This window comes from Adlercreutzia equolifaciens (assembly GCF_029076695.1).
Taxonomy (GTDB): domain Bacteria; phylum Actinomycetota; class Coriobacteriia; order Coriobacteriales; family Eggerthellaceae; genus Adlercreutzia; species Adlercreutzia equolifaciens_A.
The window spans coordinates 1-421 of sequence record NZ_JARFIK010000069.1; the positions used below are offsets into that span (position 1 = coordinate 1).

Below are 421 nucleotides of genomic sequence, written 5' to 3' on the forward strand. Positions count from 1 at the left end.
CTTGCCCTCGATAAAATCAGCCATAGGTTCACTTTCCGCGAAAGAGTCTTGTCAGTCGCTTCAGTGTACCACGGAAGCAAGGTCGCCCCGCACCCCCAACGGCCAACTGCGCCGAAGCGTCATGGAGGGAAAGGACGTATGCTGGGCTGAGACTAGCTTTCGAGCCGCTCAGCCACCTGGCTGCTTATGGTAAGTCGATGACCTCCACGCCCCGGTCCTTGATAAACTCCGTTGGCGTGTAGCGACGAATGTTCAAGTTCTGGAAGGCGGCTGCATCGCGCGTGACGATACAGTCCACCTCGTCCGAAAGAGCGGCGGCTGCCACAATACCGTCCTCGTAGTCGGGCAGCTCCAGCTTCACCGCTTTGCGACCCACCCTATCGAATACCGTGAGCGCACGGGCTAACTCCTGCTCTTTTCC

At 58.4% G+C, this 421-nt stretch carries 1 protein-coding gene; it reads right to left on the minus strand.

Annotation, left to right across the window (positions count from 1 at the left end):
- Positions 1 to 184: 184 nt before the first annotated feature.
- On the minus strand, positions 185 to 421 hold a 237-nt coding region (locus tag PZH32_RS11505), incomplete at its 5' end, for a hypothetical protein (RefSeq protein WP_275208391.1).